Origin of the sequence: Colwellia sp. TT2012 (genome assembly GCF_001440345.1) — a bacterium.
Taxonomy (GTDB): domain Bacteria; phylum Pseudomonadota; class Gammaproteobacteria; order Enterobacterales; family Alteromonadaceae; genus Colwellia.
Map to the genome: position 1 here is coordinate 164,717 of NZ_LJYX01000021.1, position 17,077 is coordinate 181,793.

Consider the following 17,077-nt stretch of genomic DNA (forward strand, 5'->3'; position numbering starts at 1 on the left):
GTTAGTCCATAAGATAGCGCGAACAAGTATTTAAGCTACTGTCTCGACCTATACCCGTTACCATTCAAGATGTATGTTTCAGAGTGGTTGAGCAATTTCAATTCAAGGCGCTGTGATGAAATAATGGTTGTTCCATTATGAGTTACAGCAACGATGAAGTGATGTTGCTCAAACGCTTCTTCGATGGGTTTAACATGACTTTATACCGCGTTAAATAATTAAACCATATAATGACTATGCTTCAATTATTTCCCTTGCCTAAAGCCATGTTAATTCCCACTGAAATCGAGCACTTTGAATGGTGACGGGTATATATAGCAAATAAAAAGCCCGACTCACTTTAACCGTGAGCCGGGCTTTTTTTAATATTTAGTTAACGGCTAAAGCTGAGCTAATGTTTATGGTATGTGCTCACTAGCTAGATAATCATGTGATTGCATTTCTTGTAAACGGCTTAAGCAACGTTTAAATTGAAAGGCGAGGCGACCTCCGCTATACAAGTCTTCTAAAGCCAATTCTGCCGACATAATTAACTTCACATTACGTTCATAAAACTCATCAACCAAGGCAATAAAACGGCGCGTGGTATCATCACTGTCTGGCCCCATTGCTTTGACATTGGCCATTAATACCGTGTGATATACTTGACTGATTTCCATGTAATCACCCTGGCTACGAGCACTTTCACACAGTACGGCGAAGTCAAAATAGACCACACCATCACTGACTAAAACAGTCTCTAATTGACGATTATGAATCTCAATAGATTGACCTGCTTTACCTTCATCACTCGATAGTTGCTTAAAGTAATGTATTAAGTTCTCTTCCGCTTGAGCATCAAGAGGATAATGATATATTTCCGCCTGCTCTAAGGTTCTTAAGCGATAATCGATACCACTATCAACATTAACGACTAGGGTATGCTCGTTGATGAGCTTTATTGCTGGTAAAAATCGTTCTCTTTGTAAACCATTAGGATACAGTTCATCGGGAATAATATTTGAGGTCGCGACTAGGATGACATTATGAGCAAATAACTCTTCGAATAGTGTCCCTAAAATCATGGCATCGGTGATATCTGAGACAAAAAATTCATCAAAGCAAATGATCTGTGTTTCATCCGCGAACTTTTTAGCAATGATTTTTAGCGGGTCTGCTTGACCAGATAAACCTTTCAGCTCTAGGTGAACTCTGTGCATAAAACGATGAAAGTGCACACGAATTTTATTGTCAAAAGGTAAGCTATCATAAAAAGTATCAACCAAATAGGTTTTACCTCGACCAACACCGCCCCATAAGTACAAACCTTTAATGGGTTTTTGTTCTTGTTTTTTATATATTTTTTTCCAACGATTCAGTACTTTTTTAAAGCCTGAAACTGCTAAGGGCTTATTTTGTAAATCGTCATATAAACGTTGTAGATGAATAACAGCATTTTCCTGTGCTGCATCAAATAGAAAATCATCTCTGGTTAAATCTTGTTTATACTTATCTATAGGAGAGAGCTTTATCATGGAGAGCCTACGTTATTTAAAATCAATTCTTAAGGTATTCTGAGGTACTTGAAAAAGAGCAATTTGCTAAGATATATAACTAAGCATTAGCTAAGCAAATTGTTTTGATGCTAGTATAATCTATCTCGGTATCATATTTATACCCAACGAATCAATTTCTCTTTACAATGAAAGGTACACCCTATGGATGTAGTAATAGCTCTAGTCATTTTTATCATCGGCGGCATTGGTGGTTTTTTCGCAACTCGTCTTCTTTCCAATACTAGCCAAGAGCAACGTAAATTAGCGGAGCAAGTTAATAAAAGTGAAGCGGCTTTGGAACAATACCAACTTGATGTTGCCGAGCATTTATCAAGCTCAGCCAAGTTACTGGACCAAATGAATAATACTTGCCAAACGGCGATGAAACAAATGCAAGAAAGCACCCATCTGCTACAAAAAGCAACCTCTATTGAAGTTGACAGCATGCCGTTTTTTTCAGCCGAGACTCAGCAACAACTAGCGCAAACAGCAACTTTACGTCATCAAAAACGAAGCAGTGATACCGCTGAGAGCATCACAGAAGCACCTCTTGATTACTCGGATAATCCAAGTGGCCTATTTACCGATCAGAAACAAAAAGTTACAACTGCGGAGTGATTTGATACACAATTGTCTGAACTAAAACCTTTTATTTCAGTCTATTTGAGCATATTTATAAAAGTTAACAGCACACTCGTTAGCTTTTTTTATTGGTGTATTAATATATCTCGGAGAACTCTTAAATATGAAAAAGTCATCTAAACTGTCTAAATTATCACTTGTAGTCAGTGCTGCATTATTCTCATCTACCCTAGCACTCACTAGCGCGCCAGTTTTAGCAAATTGGCCCGCGCAAGTCGATGGTCAAGTTATGCCTAGTTTGGCACCCATGCTTGAACATACCACGCCAGCCGTAGTCAGTATTTCTGTAATAGGCACCCATAAAGTTCCGCAGCAAAATGTCCCGGAGGCTTTTAAATTTTTCTTTGGTAACAAGAGGCAAAGTCAGCCTCAACCACAGCCTTTTCGTGGCCTGGGTTCAGGTGTCATTATCGATAGCGAAAAAGGTTATATAGTTACCAATTATCATGTGATAGAAAACGCTGATGAAATAATGGTCACCTTAAAAGATGGTCGTCAATTAGAAGCAATAAAAATAGGTAGCGATGCAAAAAGTGATATCGCCTTATTACAAATCAAGTCGGACAATTTAACTGAAATAAAGTTGGCAGACTCTGATGAGCTGCGCGTAGGCGATTTCGCTATCGCTATTGGTAGTCCTTTTGGCTTAGGGCAGACAGTAACGTCCGGCATTGTTAGTGCCCTTGGTCGCAGCAACTTAAATATTGAACATTATGAAGACTTTATTCAAACCGATGCGGCAATAAATAGTGGAAATTCCGGCGGCGCTTTAGTTAATTTACGCGGTGAATTAATTGGCATTAATACGGCTATAATAGGCCCTAGTGGTGGTAATGTCGGTATTGGTTTTGCTATCCCAAGTAATATGATGCATAACCTTATCAAACAAATTATAGAGTTTGGTGAGGTCCATCGAGGCATTCTTGGTGTATCAGGGCGCAGTGTTAATAGCGAAATAGCCAAAGCTATGGAGCTAGATATCAGCCAAGGCGGTTTTATTGAACAAGTGATGCCAGACTCAGCGGCTGATGAAGCAGGTATTAAAGCCGGTGATGTTATCGTTGGCATGAATGGTAAAGCAATTAAAAGTTTCCTTGAATTACGCGCTAAAATAGGCTCAATTGGCGCCAATACCACGGTTAATTTAACGATAATAAGAGATGGTGACAAAAAAGTATTTACCGTAAAATTAAAACAAGATCAAAGTGCGGAGATTAGTCCAGCAAGTATTCACCGTATGTTAGCGGGTGCTCAACTAGAAAATAGCACTAAAAAGCAGGCGATAATTATAGAGCAAGTTGCTCAAGGCTCTCCGGCTGAAATGGCAGGATTAAAAGCGGGTGATCTCATCACTGGTGTTAATCGTAGTCGTATCAAAGATATTGCGCAACTACGTGATTACCTTAAAGATAAAACCGGTGTCTTAGCACTCAATATTGTTCGTGATAATCATGTCCAGTATATAATGATCCGCTAATTATACCCAAGCCCCCTCAAGATGCAGGATTCAGCTGGAATTAGCAACGTATTTAGGCAAGGCATTGATTGAAGAGAATAGTTATTCTATTGTCGAAGTCAAAAACGTAGCGTAAATCGTTTATAAACCAGCCATTCTGGGACGTCTGAGAAAATCACGTTCGTCGTTGCGTAGTTCATTAAGGGAATAACCCTTAATGAAATACACGCCTTGAACATGAATCGCTCAGGCGTCCTGAAACGAGCATCTTGAAGTCGCTTGGGTATATCTATTTGGCATAGCTAAATTTACATCTTAAGCTGATCATATTGACCCTGCTATTCAATAGCTGGGTCAATATGATCAGCTTTTTTTATGTTACACTGAAAATCTTGGCACAACATAAAATAAGATAGCCTTTGAAACTCTTCTCTTCAATAAAATATACATTCACAGCAATCAGTTACGGCATCTTCTTAGCTGTGGTGCTATTACTACTGATGCCTGGCTTAGTGCCTGGCTTAAATGGTACTAGTTTGGTAACAAGCCTTTTTAAAGGCAGTCAAGCGCAGCAGGCGCCACTGTCCTTTGCTAAGGCAGTTAGCATCGCCAGCCCCGCTGTGGTAAACATTTACTCAGAACAAATTGAAGTGAATCCGCAATACGGCCGTAAAGCGCGTAAAAGTACCCGCTTAGGCTCAGGGGTAATTATGGACAGCCATGGTTATATTTTGACTAACTTACATGTTATTAGCCAAGCCGACCTTATTCAGGTATTACTGCAAAATGGTCAAATCTATCCCGCTGAACTAATAGGTTTTGATCATTATACTGATTTAGCCGTGTTGAAAGTAAATGCTAGCAATCTGCCAGTCATTCCACAAAAAGAGCAACAAATATCATTAGTGGGCGATATAGTTCTAGCCATAGGTAATCCGCTCAATTTAGGCCAAACCGTAACCCAAGGCATCATTAGTGCGACGGGGCGAAATGGCTTGAGCAATACCAGCTATTTAGAGTTTTTACAAATGGATGCCGCCATCAATGAAGGCAACTCAGGCGGAGCACTCATCAATAGCAATGGTATTTTAGTGGGCATCAATTCAAGAAAATTCACCCAGTCTAATCCTCAACTAACGATTCAAGGAATTTTCTTCGCCGTGCCTTATCAACTTGCCTATAAGGTGATGCGTCAGATCATTGAAAATGGCAAAGTTGTCCGTGGCTGGTTAGGTATTTCCACGACCAAGTACCATAGAGAGTTAAAAGGCTTTGTTGTTGATGAAGTAATGGCACATAGCCCAGCAGAAATTGCCGGTATACAAGTAAACGATGTGGTTTATCAAATCGATAACGAGTCAATTGATAGCGTCACCGACGCCTTAGATATCATTGCTGAAACACCGCCAAATACCGAGTTAACCTTTAAGGTTTATCGACAAGGTAATGCCATAACCATCAAAGTTAAAATTATTGAGCTCTCTAACTAGGCTTTCCTAGGTGATAAACAATTAGCTTGAATGATTAATAAAAAAAAGGCAGACGGTATAAATACCGCCTGCCTTTTTTAACGAGAAAAAGTATTTACGAATCTAATTCAAGTAAATATTTAACTAGGTTTTGGTAATCTTGCTCAAAATTCTTTCTATCTAATTTAGTTGCGTCAATTTTATATTTACCATTAACAATAATTGTTGGCACACCCGTTAACACTCGTTTTTCACTCATGTTGTCTTGGTGTTTTTTCATTGATTTAGCTTGTGAATTAACACTAAAGCTTTTCATCAGTTTATCGAATTTATCACCATCTGCGCCATTTAGCACAAAGATATTGCGTATATCTTTTTCAGAAGTAATCACCGATTTTTGCACATGAATATAATTAAAGACCGCACCAATTAATTTGTCGGCATCACCTAGTTGCTCAGCGACTACAATTGCTTTGGTGATCATTTGTTGGATTTTAGTACTGGCTGTACGAAGAAAGTCAACATGGTTACGCTTAAATGAAGCATCCGCAGGTAAAGTCTTTTTAAGGCTATGCATGATAGGCTCATACTTAAAACAGTGACCACAATATACTGAGAAATATTCTCGCACTTCTTTTTTCTTAGTGACCGTCTCATTCACTTTAGTATATTGCTCCCCTTCAGTGTATTGTGCAGCTGCAGCACCTACAGATAAGACCAATAGCGGCATTAACAGAAGAGATTTTAGTAATTTGTTCATTATTTTTTCCTAAAGTAAAATGGCCCTATTTATCATAACTAGAGCTAAAAATTATTCAAACTTAACGGCGGTTGTTGTAAGGCAGACATTTGCTCTTTCAACATGAGTATTTGCTGTTCCCAATATTTCTCAGTATTAAACCAAGGGAAATTTAGGGGGAAAGCAGGATCCTGCCAGCGTTTACACAACCATGCCATATAATTAACCAGTCGCATAGTTCTTAATGATTCTATCAAGAGCAACTGCTCACTTTCAAAGGTAAAAAACTCCTCATAACCCATCAATAAAGTATCAAGCTGTAATAACTGCTGTTGTCTGTCTCCTGATAACATCATCCATAGATCTTGAATGGCGGGACCGGTTCGACAATCATCGAAGTCAACAAAGTGAGGTCCTTCATCACGCCATAATATATTACCGGCATGACAATCACCATGTAAGCGAATTTGCTTAGTATGTTGTGCGGGCAAATACTGCTCGGCTGCAACCGCAATGACATGATCTAAAATGGTAAAAAATGCTGTTGATAAACTTTTTGGCACATAGTTCGAGGCTATGATACCTTCACGTGCTTGTAACAGTAGCTCATCAGTATTAAAATTTGGCCTATGTTGAAAGTCATTTTGCGATGAAACGGCATGAATACGAGCAATAAATCGTCCCATCCACTCTAGCTGGTTAAGATTGTCAACCTCAAAAATACGTCCACCTCGACAAGGAAATACGGCAAAATGATAACCTTTATATTCAAATAAACTTTCGCCATTGACTTTCAGTGGCGCAACTATCGGTAATTCTTGCTCAGCAAGTTCAAAGGAAAAATCATGCTCTTCGTGAATCTGCTTAAGCTGCCATCGCTGCGGACGGTAGAACTTAGTCACATATTTAACTAAGTTATCATCATGAAATTGATAGACACGATTCTCATAACTATTGAGCGCCAGTAAACCGCTATCAACACTAAATCCTGCACTTTCTAAACCATCAATAATTAAGTCTGGTGACAAGGCACTAAAATCAAAGGAGGCCATTAATATTTATTAAAAAATCGGCTTTCTTGCTCGATTTTCGCCTCACCTATCGGTGCAACTTGTTCTACGGTAAAAGTAATAGTAGTCATATAATGTTCCAATTCATAAGGGTCAACAGAAATACTTATCGGTAAGGTATAGACAGTAGCGGCCTTAACGGTCACTTCTTGTTTACCATGCCATTGGGTATTAGCAATACCCTGCATTGAAAGTTTATAGGTATTATCTGTTTGCGACATATTGAGAATTTTTAAGGTAAAGACATTTTCAATATCGCCATTAAAATTCTCTTTTGCCAGTTCAGTACGGTCGCGAATAATTTCTAAGGATAACGGCACACGATTAACTATTTCAAGAACTAACAACGTGCTCATAATAACGAGTAACACCGCATAACCGATAAGTTTAGAGCGTACTATAGTTACTTTTTTTCCTTGCAATTCATGCTCTGTGGTATAACGAATAAGGCCGGGCTCATAATTCATTTTATCCATAACCCCATCACAAGCATCCGCACAGGCACCACAGTTAATACATTCATATTGTAAGCCATTGCGAATATCTATGCCGGTAGGGCAAACATCAACACATAGATTACAATCAATGCAATCGCCGAGCCCCATGGCTTTATGGTCTTGTTTACGACCACGAGCACCTCTACTTTCGCCGCGTTTACTATCATAAGCAACTGTTATGGTATCTTTATCAAACATGGCTGATTGAAAGCGCGCATAAGGACACATATGTAAACATACGGTTTCTCGCATCCAACCCGCGTTACCATAGGTAGCCAAAGTAAAAAAAACCAGAATACCAGCCATCATCACACTAGTATTTAGGGTAAAAACATCAATAAACAAGTCCTGCATCGGCGAAAAATAACCCGCAAAAGTCATCGCGGTATAAAGCGAGAATAATAACCAAGCGCTGTGTTTTAAGGTTTTTCGTATGACTTTCTTACGATTTAATTTTTGCTGATCTAATTTTCGTCGCTGATTGGCAGTACCTTCAATTTTCTCTTCAAACCAAATAAAGATGAACGTCCATACGGTTTGTGGGCACATATAACCACACCAGACTCGACCAAGAAAGGTAGTAACAAAGAACAGTAAAAAAGCCCCCAGTATGCAAATCCACGCCAGCAAGGTTAAATCTTGTGGCCATAAAGTAAGGCTCCACAAGGTAAATCGTTGCTCACTGATATCAAACAATACCGCTTGATGACCATTAAACTGCAACCAAGGCAGCATTAGAAAAAATGCAAAATAGACTAGGTTCATTCGTTGCCTGAGTTTTTGAAAAAAACCAGACACTTTACGGACATATATTTGGTCACCTGGCTTATAACGCTCTTTACCGGTGTTTTTACTGCCATGAATTTTTACATTTTTAATAGGTATATACTGTCCAACTACCGCCTTATTGGTTTTAGGCGTAGATGATGATGGGTCGTTTTCTCTCACGATGAATCCTTGGTAAGCGAGTAAGATACTACTAATGGGCTACTTGCTAGCCTTAAAAGAAGCTTGATTTTATTAACAAATGCGCATAATAGCTAATAATTTATTACCTTAGCGAGTTAAATAATATAAAGTCAGCTCTTCTTATTTATTATATGACATATTATGAAGCATTTATTGATCTTAATCGTAGCGGTGGCACTCTATTTACATTTTTACCCAAATGAAGAAGTGACTCAATTTTATAATGAGCAGAAACAAGTGTTACTTGATGGTTTCAGTGAGCTCAGTGATACCAAAGTAAGGTTAAAAGCCGATAAAATTTATCTAGATTTAGAACATGATTTGGCCGCGTTTTCAGAAAAAGAAGTGGCACGCTTAAAAGAAATCACCTCATCAAGAGAAAATGTTAAAACATTTTATTTCACCATTTGTAAAACCGAACAAAGAGATGTTGATTTTCATATCAACAATGAAAAGAAAGTCTGCTCAACCATAAATCGCTATGTCAATATGTTTTAACCACTTGAGTTAAAACACCTGCCGATAACGCTATTAACTAGCAGATAACCTCACTAATAATTTGGCAAAGTTCTCACTGGCTTGCTCTTGCTCAACATGCTGTTGAGCTCTTATCTGCCACAAACCATTTACCATTACATCAAAGACTGGATTTTGCTGACTGGCAAAAATCATACTATCTAATAAATGTTGGTTGGCATTAGCAAATAACTTAGTTTTATCACTATCTAGTACCAATAAATCAGCTTGTTTGCCAATGGCTAAACAGCCGGTATTACTATTGGTACTTTGCGCGCCACCTATGGCCGCTCGCTGCCATAAATTTTGCCCTACAGATGCTTGTTCATCTGTTGCTAAAATAGCGCGTTGCTGCTTTATCAGGCGCTGTACATATTCAAGCCAGCGTAATTCCTCAATAGGGTTCACTGAAATATGACTATCAGAGCCAATGGCAATAGTGCCCTGCTGTGCTAAAAATTCTGCAGTCGGAAAAATACCATCACCTAAATTAGCTTCCGTGGTTGGACAAATTCCGGCAATGGCTTGTTTAGCAATAATGCCTTTTATTTCTGCCTCATCAATATGAGTGGCATGAATTAAACACCAATATTTATCAAGTTCAATATTATCAAGTAACCATTGCACCGGTCTTTTGCCATAATGGTTCAAGCAATCGTCAACTTCTTTTTGTTGCTCCGCTATATGAATATGAATAGGAGCTTGCTTATCTAAACTACGAACATGCGCTACCGCACTGAGTAGTGAGGTTTTATTAACGGCACGTAAAGAATGTGGCGCGATACCAACATTGGTATTTGCATATTGTTCACTTAAGGCAAAGCAGTCACTGACTAATTGATTAAACTGCTCCGTTGAGTTGATAAAGCGCTTTTGACCATCACTCGGCGCTTGTTCACCAAAACCACTGTGTTGATATAGGACTGGTAATAAGGTTAAACCTATACCTGACTCTTTTGCCGCCTCAAAAATGGCTTGCGCCATAGTCGCAAGGTTTGCTGGTTTTTCTTCAGAAGAAATAGCGGCATAAGTTTTACCCTCATAGGTACTGCCATCAATATCATGATGTAAATAATGAAACTCTGCGACTCGGGTATAACCCATTTTGAGCATTTCAATATAGAGTTGTTTAGCAATATTTTTAGCATCAAGGACGGTTAGCTCGGCTAAAAATTGGTACATGATCTTTCGCCAAGTCCAAAAACTATCTTGCCCTTCACTGCCTTGCTCACTAAAACCGGCAAAAGCCCGTTGAAAAGCGTGCGAATGACAATTTACCATGCCTGGAATAACAGCACCTTGGGCGATTTCAGCGCCGGCAATCATGCCAGCGTCAATGGCCGTAATGATACCTTGTTCAATAGTAAGAGTTTGCTTACTGGCCCAACCATCTTTTAATAAAATATTTTCTGCGTATAGTTTCATATTGCTCTACTAATGAGGGGCTTAAATTATTGACTTAAACCCTTTACAAAAAAGACCAGCCCATGGCTAAACCAGCTAGCATTAACGTGCATATTCTTTACTTTTGCTGAGTAAAGTCAACCAAGCATTGCACAAATGCTTGTAACTTTTCTTTTACCTTAGCGGCTTTTTTTTCATTGTAACGATCACTTGGTTCATCCATATAGGTATGCTGTGATAACTCTAACTGCACCGCATGAATATTTTCTCTTGGCTTGCCATAACCTCGGGTGATATAGCCACCTTTAAAGCGACCATTTACCACACTCGTGTAAGGAGATAAATCAAGTTGTGCTATTTTATTGATCAGTTCGCTGCCGCAGCTTGCACCATTAGCATTACCAAAATTAAAGTCCGGTAATTGCCCATCAAAAAAACGTGGCACGTGTGACAAAATTGAGTGGGCATCCAATAACACCACTTTAGCAAACTGTGCTTTCATCTGGGTTAAGGTAGCGTTTAATGCTTGATGATAGGGTTGCCAGTAAAGCTCAATTCTGCGCTGAATTTCTGCCTCATTGGGCTCTTGCCCAGCTTTATATAATGGTGATAAATCAAAAGCTGTCGTGGGACAAAGCTCGGTACTATTTGCTCCGGGGTATAAATTTATGCCATCTATATTGCGGTTCAAATCGATAACATAGCGACTGTATCTAGGTTTAATAATCGCAATACCAAGACCTTGGGCAAAGTCATAAAGTTTATCCATATACCAGTCAGTATCAGCAACCTGATGGCCAATGTTTGTCATGGTGCTGGCTATACTGTCAGGGATTAATTGCCCGTTATGCGGCATGCTAATGAGCAGACCCATATTGCCCGTGACCAAGTCATAACTTCTATTCATACTATCCCTCAAAATTGGCTGCTATTCAAATTGTATATACAACTTAAGCGCTACTAATTTATCATGCGTTGGTTACTCTGAGCAAGGATAGATGGAATTTTTTATCTTAGCCAAGGTTAAGCTGAGTTTTTAATTCGTTTCTTAACAACTTAGTTAAATAGGTTTTACCTATTGTAATGATAGATTTAATGCGTTTTACTTAACTAAGTTGAGCTAGCATAATAGCTTCATCTTAACGAGTTAAGCGACTCGGCAAAAAAAACACCATTAACCCCCGAAAGGATTTTCATTATGTTTAACGATATTACCGGTCAAAAAGTCCCTGCAGTTACTTTTCCAATCATAGCTGATGACACCTGGAGTACACGTAATTACCAGGATATTTTTGCTAACAAAACAGTGGTGGTTTTTTCATTACCCGGTGCATTTACCCCAACCTGCTCATCATCTCACTTACCTCGCTATAACGAATTAGCACCGAAGTTTTTTGCCAATGGTGTTGATGAGATTATTTGTATCTCAGTAAACGATACCTTTGTCATGAATGCGTGGGCAAAAGACCAAGATGCCGACAACATTAGTTTTATTCCCGATGGTAATGGTGAGTTTACCCAAGGCATGGGCTTGTTAGTTGATAAAGCAGAGATTGGTTTTGGTAAACGAAGCTGGCGTTACGCCATGTTAGTTAAAAATGGCATAGTTGAAAAAATGTTTATTGAGCCCGATTTACCCGGCGACCCCTTTGAAGTTTCCGATGCCGATACCATGCTTAATTTCATCAACCCTGCAGCAGTGCAAAGCACAGAAGTGGCTATATTCACCAAACACGGTTGTTCACATTGTGCAAAAACCAAAGCATTATTAGCCGAGCAAGGTTTACAATATGAAGAGATGATATTAGGTGAAGACGTCAGTATTACCGCAATGCGCGCCATTACCCAAGCGGATACCACACCACAGATATTTATTGATGGTAAACATATTGGTGGCAATGATGAGCTAACTAAATACTTTAGCTAGTCGCCCTTTACTTGCTTTAAGCCTAAAGCCTTAAAGCAAGCAATACCCCAATAAAAACACAGTAATGATATACTCTCGTTATTGTGTTTTTGTTTACAGCTACTGCTGCACCTTAGCGCTAGCACGAATATTACTTATTGGAATTAATAATGGATAACCAGCCTTATAACCCGCTTCATGGTATTAATTTAAAGACCATAGTCACTGAATTAGAAGCCCATTTTGGCTTTGAGACCTTAGGTAAAACCATTAAAATAAAATGCTTTACTGACAATCCCAGTATTCAATCAAGCTTGAAATTTTTACGTAAAACTCCCTGGGCGAGAGAGAAGGTTGAGCAGCTTTACCTTAACAATAAAAATAAAATCCACACTTAAGCATAAATAATCACTCTCTTAGCCGACTAGTAGTAATAACATTAATGCAGATACTCTCTGATGACTTTTGTCAGCAATTATCAGGCCGAGCAATGAATATCCATCACTCTTTTTTACCAAGTTTTAAAGGTGCTCGCCCTTATCATCAAGCACATGCTCGTGGTGTTAAAGTCATTGGCGCTACCGCTCATTATGTTACTGCTCACCTTGACGAAGGTCCTATTATCGCTCAGGAAGTAAAACCCATTAATCACACGTTCACCATAGAGCAGATGGTACATATGGGACATGATTTAGAAGCCACGGCTTTAAGCCATGCGGTAAGGCTGCATGCTGAACAGCGAGTCTGTCTAAATGGTGATAAAACGGTAATTCTTGCTTAACTTTAGCTGAGCGAATACCTAGCGAATTAATTCGACTGTAAGTAATTATTTACAGCCGTCAACTCCCCCTGACGTATAGCAAGGCACTAAATGGCGCTAAAATTCGCCTAATTGTCCACTTTATGATTAAAATTACACTATAACCTATTTTAATAAAAGTCCTCATTATGATTAATGTTGAAAAAATTCATCACGTTGCCTATCGCTGCAAAGATGCCAAAGAAACGACTGACTGGTACAAAGATAAGTTAAACATGGACTTAGTGCTTGCTATTGCTGAAAATGAAGTGCCTTCTACCAAGGCACCAGATCCTTACATGCACATTTTTCTTGATGCGGGTAATGAGAATGTTTTAGCCTTTTTTGAACTGCCTAATTCGCCAGCCATGGACAGAGATCAAAATACTCCTACTTGGGTGCAACATATTGCCCTAAGAGTTGCTAGTTATGATGCCTTGGTATCAGCGAAAGAAGAGCTTGAAAGTAAAGGTGTTGACGTTTTAGGCCCGGTAAATCACGGCGTATTTAAGTCTATTTATTTTTTCGATCCAAACGGCCATCGTTTAGAGCTTGCGACCAATACCGGTACTGCCGAACAGTTTAAAGAACTGAATAGAGTGGCTTATGAGATGATTGAAGAATGGTCGGTAACTAAACGTGCACCTAGTCATGCGGCTTGGTTACACCAGCAAGATTAAACTGCTGTGGGAAAAATGAACTACCTTTCAGTACGGGACTCTCTTTTTAACACCGAGACCTAGCACTAAAAAGCCCCCAATTTTCACTAGCGGGCTTTTTATTTTGCCATTAGCTTTTAGCTAACTCAAGCTAAGCCTGATACTCTTTACGCAATTGCTTAGCGGCATTGACCCTATTTTCCAAGGCCAGCTTAGTTTCTGTCCAGCCACGTGTTTTTAAGCCAAAATCTGGGTTTACCCATAAAATAAATTCATTATATTCGAAATAAAACATTTAAAAACACTGACACCCCTTGCCAATACTGGAAATATCCGTAAAGCGGCGGAGGTTTTATTTAGTAGTCAATCGGCTTTATCTCATCAAATAAAAGACTTAGAGCAAAGATTAAATACGCCATTATTTATTCGTAACACTTCGCCGGTAGAATTTACCAAGGCGGGTAAACTGCTCCTGAATCTTGGCGAAGAGATATTACCTAAGATTAAACAAGTAAATGCCGTATTAAAGGCTCCGTCACTATTTCATTGTATGCGCTTAGGCGAGACCTGCATTCATAAAAAGCTCTTGCCTGAAGCGATCAAGGAATTTGCTAACTTATACCCGTTACCATTCAAAGTGCTAGATTTCAGTGGGAATTAAAATGACTTTAGGCAAGATAAATCATTGAAGCATAGTCATTCTATGGTTTCATTATTTAACGTGGTATAAAGTCATGTTAAACCCATCGAAGAAGCGTTTGAGCAACATCACTTCATCGTTGCTGTAACTCATAATGATGCTGCATGGATGCAGCTTGTTAGATAATGCAGACGGTACAGGAAGTACCTTATACGGATAATGCAGGAGCAATTATCCGGAGCATATTCTCCTGAACAACCATTATTTCATCACAGCGCCTGGAATTGAAATTGCTCAAGCACTCTGAAACATGCATATTGAATGGTAACGGGTATATATGCGAAGAAGACTTAGACAATTAAATTAAATTATTGGAGTAAGCTATGTGGCAGCAAACTGAATTAATATTAAAAGCAAGAAAGCGTGGTTTTCACTTAATCACCGAGGAGGTCCTAAGCCAGCTGCCTGAGCTAAATAAAGTGAACTGCGGCATTCTGCACCTTTTTATAAAACACAGTTCCGCTTCCATTACCCTGAATGAAAATGCTGACCCAACTGTACGCAGTGATATGGAAGCGCACTTTAATCATTTTGTCCCAGAAAGAGCACCGTATTATCAACATACTTATGAAGGTGATGATGATATGCCTGCCCATATAAAAGCTAGCCTGCTAGGTAATAGTTTGAGTTTACCCATTAGCGGCGGGCAATTAAATATAGGTATTTGGCAGGGAATATATTTAGGTGAACATAGAAACCATGCCAGTAGCCGCACTATTGTAGCGACCATCAATGGCGAGTAGCACTTAAATAGCAAAAAATTAAAGACTTTAAAACGTTAAGGCGTCATTCCCGAAATTACTTGTCGGGAATCTATGGTTTGAGAATATCAGGGGGTTAAGTTGGGAAACTAAGGGATTAACAAAATGGATCCCCGACTCAAACCGCACGGGATGAAAACTTAAAAGATAATGATTAAGAGTCTACTTATCGATATAGCATTCACCTTTAAATTGTATTGTTCAAGTTAAAGGATGGAGCACGGAATTGACGTTAGTCAATGAGTCCTTCAGACGCATAAATTGAGCTATACAATGACAAGGTGAATGTTATTCAGCTATTCATTTAGTCTTCTTCTAATACATGTGGTCCGGCGTAATTGTCAAAGCGCGAGTACTTACCTTGGAAGGTTAGTGCGATACGAGCTGAACTAGTTTATTCCATTACTTTGTTTACCACTTTGAACACACCAAGTATGACCATATTAATCTTCTTCTAATACATGCGGTCCGGCGTAATTATCAAAACGCGAGTACTTACCTTGGAAGGTTAGTGCGATACGACCAATAGGTCCATTACGCTGTTTACCAATAATGATTTCTGCCATACCTTTAAATTCACTATCATCGTTATAAACCTCATCACGGTAAATAAACATGATTAAATCGGCATCTTGCTCAATTGAACCCGACTCACGTAAATCAGAGTTAATAGGGCGTTTATCAGAGCGTTGTTCCAAGCCACGGTTTAACTGAGAGAGCGCGACAACAGGTACTTTTAATTCTTTCGCTAAGGCTTTCAGTGAACGAGATATTTCAGCAATTTCTAACGTTCGGTTATCCGAAAACTGCGGTGCGCGCATCAGTTGTAAATAATCAATCATGATCATAGAGATACCGCCATGATCGCGGTAAATCCTACGTGCTCTGGCTCGTAATTCTGTCGGCGTTAACGCAGACGCATCATCAATGAACATTTTACCTTTTTCCATCAACAAGCCCATGGTTGATGATAACCGCGCCCAATCTTCATCTTCTAGTTGACCGGTACGGATTTTAGTTTGGTCGATACGACCTAATGAGGCTAACATACGCATCATTAACTGCTCCGCGGGCATCTCCAAACTAAACACTAATGCGGGGTATTCTTGTGTCATCGCAGCGTGCTCGACCAAGTTCATGGCAAAGGTGGTTTTACCCATGGATGGACGCGCGGCAATAATAATAAGATCAGATTTTTGTAAACCAGCAGTCATTTTATCTAAGTCTGCATAGCCACTGGGGACGCCGGTAACACCACCTGATGGTGTTGAACAAAGCTTTTCAATACGGTCAACGGTTTTTTCTAAGACCGAATTTAGGCTTTCTGGACCTTGAGATTTAATGGCACGTTTTTCTGCAATAGCGAAAACTTTGGTTTCAGCAAAATCGAGCAAGTCTGCGCTGCTACGCCCTTGGGGATCATAACCCGCTTCGGCAATTTCATTGGCAACACTGATCATTTCACGGGTTACCGCTCGTTCGCGAACAATGTCGGCATAAGCGGTAATGTTCGCGGCACTTGGGGTGTTTTTCATCATCTCGGCGAGATAAACAAAACCGCCGGCATCCTCAAGTTTTTGATCGTTTTCTAAGGCTTCCGACAGGGTAATTAAATCAACTGGTTCACTTAACTCAATTAAGCTAGCGATAGTTTCAAAGATAAGGCGATGAGAGCGACTATAAAAGTCATCGGCAACCACTTTTTCCGCCACACGGTCCCAGGTTTCATTATCAAGTAACAAACCACCAAGCACCGACTGTTCAGCCTCTAACGAGTGCGGAGGTACTTTTAACTCATCAATTTGTTTATCTCTAATAAATTGCTGTTCTTTCGCAAATTTACGTGGCTTTTTGTCGGCCATTACCTTAACCCTACTCTGTTACATTACTATACTCGCGCTGGTTTTAACGCTAGCTTTAACTAGCTTTAAACAGCAATAACGAGTATCTAAAAA

17 protein-coding genes and 1 pseudogene are annotated in these 17,077 nt (G+C 39.4%); 10 read left to right on the forward strand and 8 right to left on the reverse strand.

The genetic code is table 11. The features are described 5' to 3' along the window. Positions 1-398: 398 nt before the first annotated feature. Positions 399-1,514 (reverse strand): cell division protein ZapE, encoded by a 1,116-nt coding sequence (zapE, locus tag ASU03_RS14770; RefSeq protein ID WP_057832556.1) that lies wholly within the window; start codon positions 1,512-1,514, stop codon positions 399-401. A gap of 183 nt (positions 1,515-1,697) precedes the next feature. On the opposite strand from zapE, the gene ASU03_RS14775 reads away from it, so the two are divergent. The 3 genes from ASU03_RS14775 (at position 1,698) to ASU03_RS14785 (ending at position 5,123) form a co-directional block, all read left to right on the forward strand. After that, positions 1,698-2,153 carry a YhcB family protein gene (locus ASU03_RS14775; protein ID WP_057832557.1) on the forward strand — a complete coding sequence of 152 codons (456 nt, stop codon included), beginning with the start codon at positions 1,698-1,700 and terminating at the stop codon, positions 2,151-2,153. A 127-nt stretch (positions 2,154-2,280) separates the two neighbouring features. Beyond that, entirely contained in the window at positions 2,281-3,654 is a 1,374-nt protein-coding gene (locus tag ASU03_RS14780) for a Do family serine endopeptidase (protein ID WP_057832558.1), read from the forward strand. 398 nt (positions 3,655-4,052) lie between these two features. Then, a complete protein-coding gene (locus ASU03_RS14785; protein ID WP_057832559.1) occupies positions 4,053-5,123 on the forward strand; it encodes a trypsin-like peptidase domain-containing protein in 1,071 nt (356 codons plus the stop codon). Positions 5,124-5,217: 94 nt separating this feature from the next. On the opposite strand, the gene ASU03_RS14790 is transcribed toward ASU03_RS14785, so the two are convergent. The 3 genes from ASU03_RS14790 to ccoG are packed head-to-tail and all read right to left on the reverse strand — an operon-like array spanning position 5,218 to position 8,356. Next, complete coding sequence (locus ASU03_RS14790; RefSeq protein WP_057832560.1) at positions 5,218-5,862, reverse strand: thiol:disulfide interchange protein DsbA/DsbL; 645 nt, start codon at positions 5,860-5,862, stop codon at positions 5,218-5,220. Positions 5,863-5,906: 44 nt separating this feature from the next. Beyond that, positions 5,907-6,893, reverse strand: a complete 987-nt coding sequence (locus ASU03_RS14795; RefSeq protein ID WP_057832561.1) for a serine/threonine protein kinase — start codon at positions 6,891-6,893, stop codon at positions 5,907-5,909. Continuing rightward, positions 6,893-8,356: a cytochrome c oxidase accessory protein CcoG gene (gene ccoG / locus ASU03_RS14800; protein WP_157465923.1), complete on the reverse strand. Its 1,464-nt coding sequence runs from the start codon at positions 8,354-8,356 to the stop codon at positions 6,893-6,895. The genes ASU03_RS14795 and ccoG overlap by 1 nt, the downstream gene beginning before the upstream one ends. A 162-nt stretch (positions 8,357-8,518) precedes the next feature. Here ccoG and ASU03_RS14805 point away from each other — a divergent pair, with 162 nt between their 5' ends. Beyond that, positions 8,519-8,875, forward strand: a complete 357-nt coding sequence (locus tag ASU03_RS14805) for a hypothetical protein (protein ID WP_057832562.1) — start codon at positions 8,519-8,521, stop codon at positions 8,873-8,875. Between the two features lie 33 nt (positions 8,876-8,908). Here the strand turns inward: ASU03_RS14805 and ASU03_RS14810 are convergent, their stop codons facing one another. Further along, complete coding sequence (locus tag ASU03_RS14810; RefSeq protein ID WP_057832563.1) at positions 8,909-10,318, reverse strand: formimidoylglutamate deiminase; 1,410 nt, start codon at positions 10,316-10,318, stop codon at positions 8,909-8,911. Between the two features lie 97 nt (positions 10,319-10,415). After that, a complete protein-coding gene (gene hutG / locus ASU03_RS14815; protein ID WP_057832564.1) occupies positions 10,416-11,204 on the reverse strand; it encodes an N-formylglutamate deformylase in 789 nt (262 codons plus the stop codon). Between the two features lie 291 nt (positions 11,205-11,495). Here hutG and ASU03_RS14820 point away from each other — a divergent pair, with 291 nt between their 5' ends. From ASU03_RS14820 to ASU03_RS14835, 4 genes are all read left to right on the forward strand, one after another. Continuing rightward, the gene (locus ASU03_RS14820; protein WP_057832565.1) at positions 11,496-12,224 is read left to right on the forward strand and encodes a glutathione peroxidase; all 729 of its coding nucleotides are present in this window, start codon (positions 11,496-11,498) and stop codon (positions 12,222-12,224) included. A 149-nt stretch (positions 12,225-12,373) separates the two neighbouring features. After that, positions 12,374-12,601 (forward strand): VF530 family DNA-binding protein, encoded by a 228-nt coding sequence (locus tag ASU03_RS14825; RefSeq protein WP_057832566.1) that lies wholly within the window; start codon positions 12,374-12,376, stop codon positions 12,599-12,601. Positions 12,602-12,636: 35 nt separating this feature from the next. Further along, positions 12,637-12,984, forward strand: a complete 348-nt coding sequence (locus ASU03_RS14830) for a formyltransferase family protein (RefSeq protein ID WP_269433035.1) — start codon at positions 12,637-12,639, stop codon at positions 12,982-12,984. A gap of 167 nt (positions 12,985-13,151) precedes the next feature. Further along, positions 13,152-13,682 (forward strand): VOC family protein, encoded by a 531-nt coding sequence (locus ASU03_RS14835; protein ID WP_057832567.1) that lies wholly within the window; start codon positions 13,152-13,154, stop codon positions 13,680-13,682. Positions 13,683-13,812: 130 nt separating this feature from the next. Here ASU03_RS14835 and ASU03_RS20830 read toward each other — a convergent pair. Continuing rightward, positions 13,813-13,926: pseudogene (locus tag ASU03_RS20830) on the reverse strand (hypothetical protein); the annotation flags it as partial. A 66-nt stretch (positions 13,927-13,992) separates the two neighbouring features. Here ASU03_RS20830 and ASU03_RS21555 point away from each other — a divergent pair. Together ASU03_RS21555 and ASU03_RS14840 are read left to right on the forward strand one after the other, a co-directional pair. Then, on the forward strand, positions 13,993-14,322 hold the full coding sequence (locus ASU03_RS21555) for a LysR family transcriptional regulator (protein WP_231731621.1): 330 nt from the start codon (positions 13,993-13,995) through the stop codon (positions 14,320-14,322). Between the two features lie 362 nt (positions 14,323-14,684). Beyond that, positions 14,685-15,104 (forward strand): secondary thiamine-phosphate synthase enzyme YjbQ, encoded by a 420-nt coding sequence (locus ASU03_RS14840; RefSeq protein ID WP_057832568.1) that lies wholly within the window; start codon positions 14,685-14,687, stop codon positions 15,102-15,104. Between the two features lie 461 nt (positions 15,105-15,565). Here ASU03_RS14840 and dnaB read toward each other — a convergent pair whose 3' ends face one another. After that, complete coding sequence (dnaB, locus tag ASU03_RS14845; protein WP_057832569.1) at positions 15,566-16,984, reverse strand: replicative DNA helicase; 1,419 nt, start codon at positions 16,982-16,984, stop codon at positions 15,566-15,568. Positions 16,985-17,077: the final 93 nt, after the last annotated feature.

Coding starts and splice junctions, on each gene's coding strand:
- hutG (WP_057832564.1), bottom strand. CDS start 11,204: ATGAATAGAAGTTATGACTTGGTCACGGGCAATATGGGTCTGCTCATT.
- ASU03_RS14780 (WP_057832558.1), top strand. CDS start 2,281: ATGAAAAAGTCATCTAAACTGTCTAAATTATCACTTGTAGTCAGTGCT.
- zapE (WP_057832556.1), bottom strand. CDS start 1,514: ATGATAAAGCTCTCTCCTATAGATAAGTATAAACAAGATTTAACCAGA.
- ASU03_RS14835 (WP_057832567.1), top strand. CDS start 13,152: ATGATTAATGTTGAAAAAATTCATCACGTTGCCTATCGCTGCAAAGAT.
- ASU03_RS14775 (WP_057832557.1), top strand. CDS start 1,698: ATGGATGTAGTAATAGCTCTAGTCATTTTTATCATCGGCGGCATTGGT.
- ASU03_RS14790 (WP_057832560.1), bottom strand. CDS start 5,862: ATGAACAAATTACTAAAATCTCTTCTGTTAATGCCGCTATTGGTCTTA.
- ASU03_RS14820 (WP_057832565.1), top strand. CDS start 11,496: ATGTTTAACGATATTACCGGTCAAAAAGTCCCTGCAGTTACTTTTCCA.
- ASU03_RS14825 (WP_057832566.1), top strand. CDS start 12,374: ATGGATAACCAGCCTTATAACCCGCTTCATGGTATTAATTTAAAGACC.
- ASU03_RS14795 (WP_057832561.1), bottom strand. CDS start 6,893: ATGGCCTCCTTTGATTTTAGTGCCTTGTCACCAGACTTAATTATTGAT.
- ASU03_RS14840 (WP_057832568.1), top strand. CDS start 14,685: ATGTGGCAGCAAACTGAATTAATATTAAAAGCAAGAAAGCGTGGTTTT.
- dnaB (WP_057832569.1), bottom strand. CDS start 16,984: ATGGCCGACAAAAAGCCACGTAAATTTGCGAAAGAACAGCAATTTATT.
- ASU03_RS14805 (WP_057832562.1), top strand. CDS start 8,519: ATGAAGCATTTATTGATCTTAATCGTAGCGGTGGCACTCTATTTACAT.
- ASU03_RS14810 (WP_057832563.1), bottom strand. CDS start 10,318: ATGAAACTATACGCAGAAAATATTTTATTAAAAGATGGTTGGGCCAGT.